Annotated in this window: 2 protein-coding genes and 1 pseudogene; all 3 read right to left on the minus strand. The window is 75.0% G+C overall.

Annotated features, from left to right (window positions below):
- Positions 1–864 (minus strand): annotated as a pseudogene (locus DY218_RS25475) (tetratricopeptide repeat protein); the annotation flags it as partial.
- A gap of 116 nt (positions 865–980) precedes the next feature.
- Entirely contained in the window at positions 981–1,982 is a 1,002-nt protein-coding gene (locus DY218_RS25480) for an ArsR/SmtB family transcription factor (RefSeq protein WP_128558490.1), read from the minus strand.
- 546 nt (positions 1,983–2,528) lie between these two features.
- Positions 2,529–3,889 (minus strand): phosphodiester glycosidase family protein (locus DY218_RS25485; RefSeq protein WP_147336168.1); only part of this gene is annotated, 1,361 nt, incomplete at its 5' end.

Here is a 3,889-nt window from a genome sequence, read left to right on the forward strand (position 1 = left end):
CAGCCGGACGGCGCCCGGCCGGCCGCCGCAGCGGGCCAACTCGCCGTCGACGGCGCGGCCGAGGGCGTCCACGGCCTCCTTGCCGGCCACCCGGGTGAGCAGCCGCAGTGCGTGCCGCTGGGTCAGCGGGGTGACCTCCACGCGTTCGGCGTCGAGCCCTGCGAGCGGACGGTGCCCGACGACGACCGTGAACACGCTCGGGGACGCGGCGAGCAGCGGTCTGATCTGGGCGACCGAGCGCACCTGGTCCAGCACGACGAGGATGCGCCGGCCGGCCACCAACTCCTGGAACGTGTCCCGGCGTTGGAGGGCGCCGACCGGGATGCGCCGTTCGTCCACGCCGAGTTGCCGCAGGGCGTCGCGGAGGGCCCGGTTCGGGTCCGTGTCGTGGCGCAGGTCGACGTAGAGCTGTCCGTCGGGAAAGCGCTGCGCCTCGCTCCAGCCGAACCGCAGGGCGAGCGCGGTGGTGCCCGCGCCGGGCTCGCCGTGCACCATCGCCCGGCGGGGGTGCGGTCCAGGCCTGCGCCCCGCGCCGCGCACCAAGGTCCTGAGCTGCGGTCGGCGGTTCTCGAAGTACTGGGTGGTGGGCGGGAGCTGCGGGGTGCGGGCGATGGCGAGCGGGGTGAGCGTGGAGCGGGTCATGGCCATGATGTGGGCGAGCCGGAGTGCGATCTCGGGGTCCTCGCGCGCGTGGTCGCACAGGACCTGGGCGAGCGGGCCCCAGTCCGCGCCGCTGTCGGGTGCCCGGCCGTCGCGTCCGGCCAGGCCGCCAACGAGCTGCATCAGTTGACGGCCCGCCTCGGTCGCCATGCCCGTACCCATCGCGGACACCATCGCGGTGACCGCCGGCAGCGGGATCTCCACCGGCTTCCCCTCCCCCGTCCCCGAAGCAGCGGCGGGTCGCTCCCGCCGCGGCCTGCGTCGCGGATCAGCAGGTCAACCGTATCCGCTGCCTGCCCGTCGTGCCCTGCCGATCGGGCTCAACGAGGCTCGGCACAGGGAGCGTTGGCCCTCAGCAGGGCAGCGCCCAGCGGGGTCAGGGTGTGCAGGACGAACGCCGCGTGCCGCCGGCTGACCAGGAGTCCGGCCTCGCGCAGCGCGCCGGCGTGCTGGCTCGCCGAGGACGCGGAGACGCCGACGGCGCGGGCGATCTCACCGGTGGTGGCACCCGTGGCGGCCGTGCGCAGCACCGCGGCGCGGGTGCGGCCGAGCAGGGCGGCGAGGGGCGCCCCGGAGCCCAGGTCTCCGGGCAGCGCGGACGGGTGCGGTTCGTGCCGCAGCGAGTAGATCAGCACGGGGTCGAGCTCCGTGTCCCCGAACGTCACCGGATTGCCCCAGCAGAAGTACGAGGGCACCAGAAGGAGTCCCCGGCCGTTCAGATACAGGTCGCGGTCCTCGGGATAGCGGGTGTGCAGCACGGGGTGCTGCCAACGCAGGTCGGGGCCCAGGCCGGCGAGGAGGGCCTCGGTGCCGCCGTCCAGCACGGCGCGGGCGCGGGCCGCGCGCTCGGCGTCGATCCGGGCCTGGACGCGGTCGTGGTGCGGGGCGATGGCCAGTGCGTGATAGCGGCGCAGGGCGTGCACCAGGTCCTGGCGCAGCTCGGGGTCGGCGAGCCGCGGTGCCCAGGCGGGAGCGCCGCTGGTGCGGTGCAGAATGCCGATCTCCGCCCGTACGCGCTCCTTGCCGGTGGCGAGGACGGCTTCGACTCCCGCCTCCAGGCCGTCGACGGCCTCGGGCGGGGTGAGGAAGTCGGGGAAGTACGCGGCCCGCGGCACGAGCGGCAGCAGCAGCGTCCGCAGAGTGCGCACCATCCCGGTGTCGTGCAGCCGGGCCCGGGTGCCGCGGTACCAGTCGGCGTACGCCCAGCGCCCCTGCCTGGACTGCATACGGTGCAGGCTCGCGCAGATCTCCCAGAGCGGGTCGGGCGCGGAGGCGATGCGCGTGCGGGCCAGATCGGCATCGGTGAAGTGGATGCGGAGCATGGTCTCCCCCTTGGAGCCCGGGCCTTTCCGGCGAGGTGGAAGGCCCCGGCGGGGTCATCGTCACGTCCCACGAGCCCGGGTGCAAAGCGGCGCGGGGAAGACGCCCGGGATTGCGCCGTCCGGTGCGGTGAGCCGCTGCGGTGTGCATCAACCGACTTGCGTACAGAGGAAGTTGACCGGCGCCTCCTCGGCCACTGCGGTGCGCGAACGCCTCGTACGCACCCCCGGTGCCCGGTGGGCCCGCGGGCCGCGAATCCCGCGGGACCACCGAGTGACACGCGTCCGGGGCGGCCTCCTCGAGGGAGGGCCGCTCCGGGGCGCGCTCACCCGCCGGCGGGGCGCCACCGGCGGGTGCGGGTACGGCTCCGGGGGCCCGACCGTAGGGATCCCGGAGCCGTACAGGTGGCGGTCGCGCTACTGCGGCCACCACGAGTCACGGGAGTGAGATTAGGTTAGCCTTACCTGACTTTCAAGCCCGGCTTTCAAGTCCGGCTTTCAAGCCCTGCGCCCGAGCCCGGTCTCCGAGCCCCGCTTTCGAGCCCGCGGTCAGCGGCTCAGGAGCAGGGCGTCGCCCACGGCCCGTTCGGCGCCGTCCGACGGGGAGTTGATCAGCTCGCCGTCGACGGCCATGCCGACCGAGTCGCCTCCGTCCAGGGCCATGGCCTGCTTCGCTCCGAGCGACTTCATCAGCTCTGCCGCCTCGTTCAGGCCGAATCCGTCACTGTGCCCCGGCTGACGGCCGTCGGCCGCGGCGAGGATCAGACGGCCGCGTGCGTCGACACCGATCAGCATCCGCGGATTGCGCTTCAGACCCCAGGTGTAGGCGAACGACGGGTCACCGGCCCGCTCGATGCCGTCGGCGCCGTAGTTCACGGCGACCCGGCCGTCCCGCACCAGCTGCGGCCCGCCGTTCACGATCGCGTCGCCGCCGCCGAGCCGGACGGTGCGTCCGCTCTCGTCGGTGATCCGCTCCCGTACGGTCAGGGCCTCCCCCTCGGCCGCATGCTCCCGCAGCCAGTCGGCGCCGCCGCCGATGCCCGCGAGGACGCTGCCGCCGTCCGGCACCGGCCCCCCGCGCGGGCGCAGTTCACGCACCACGCCGTCCGCACCGAGCACCGCCTCGACGCCGTCGCCGGCCGGGGTCTCGGCACCGAGCTCGTCGGTGAACTTCACGATCTCGTCGGGGTCGGTGCAGGTCACATCGTGCTGCGGCCGCTCGGTCGGGCTGTCGCCGCCGACACCGCCGCAGTTGCGGATCAGGCCCGGGATCCGGTTCACCCCGTCCACGGCCTCGGCCGCGCCGCCGACCCGCACCGTCAGGTCGGTGTCCAGCTTCCGGAACTCGGGGCGCAGCCCGTCGCCGCGCAGCACCGCCGCGATCCGCCCGCCGGTCGCCGCGCTCTGCAACTCCCCGTCGTACGCGGCGATTCCGGCGGCCGCGCCGGGCACCCCGTCCTCGGGCTCCATCACGAAGAAGCCGGCGTTGACGGCGAGCAGGGCATCCGCCTCGCGCGCCATCCCGGTGACGTTCTCGCGGCCGGCGACCGCGGTGCCGTAGGTGGCCGTGAGGGTGCCCCCGTAGCGTTTCGGGTCCACGACGGCGACGGCGACCTCCGCGGTCCCGGTGCCGGGTGCGCCGTCCGCGCCGGTCCACTCCGTCAGGGCGTCGAAGCCGTCGGCCATCAGCTCCGCGCGCCGGGCGTCGGCCTGCGCCTCGGTGTCGTACTCCCCCACCCTGACCCGGGCGCCGAGCAGCCCGCTGCGGTCGGCGCCCTTGGGCCAACGGACCTTTTCCGTACGGGGTTCGGCGCCCGCCCGCCGCAGCCGGTCCGCGAGCGCGGCGGCGTCCGCGGGGTCGGCGAGGTGCGCGCCGTCCGCCCGCACGGTGACCGTCCAGCGGTCGGCGC

It is taken from the genome of Streptomyces triticagri (assembly GCF_003429565.1).
Lineage (GTDB): Bacteria > Actinomycetota > Actinomycetes > Streptomycetales > Streptomycetaceae > Streptomyces > Streptomyces triticagri.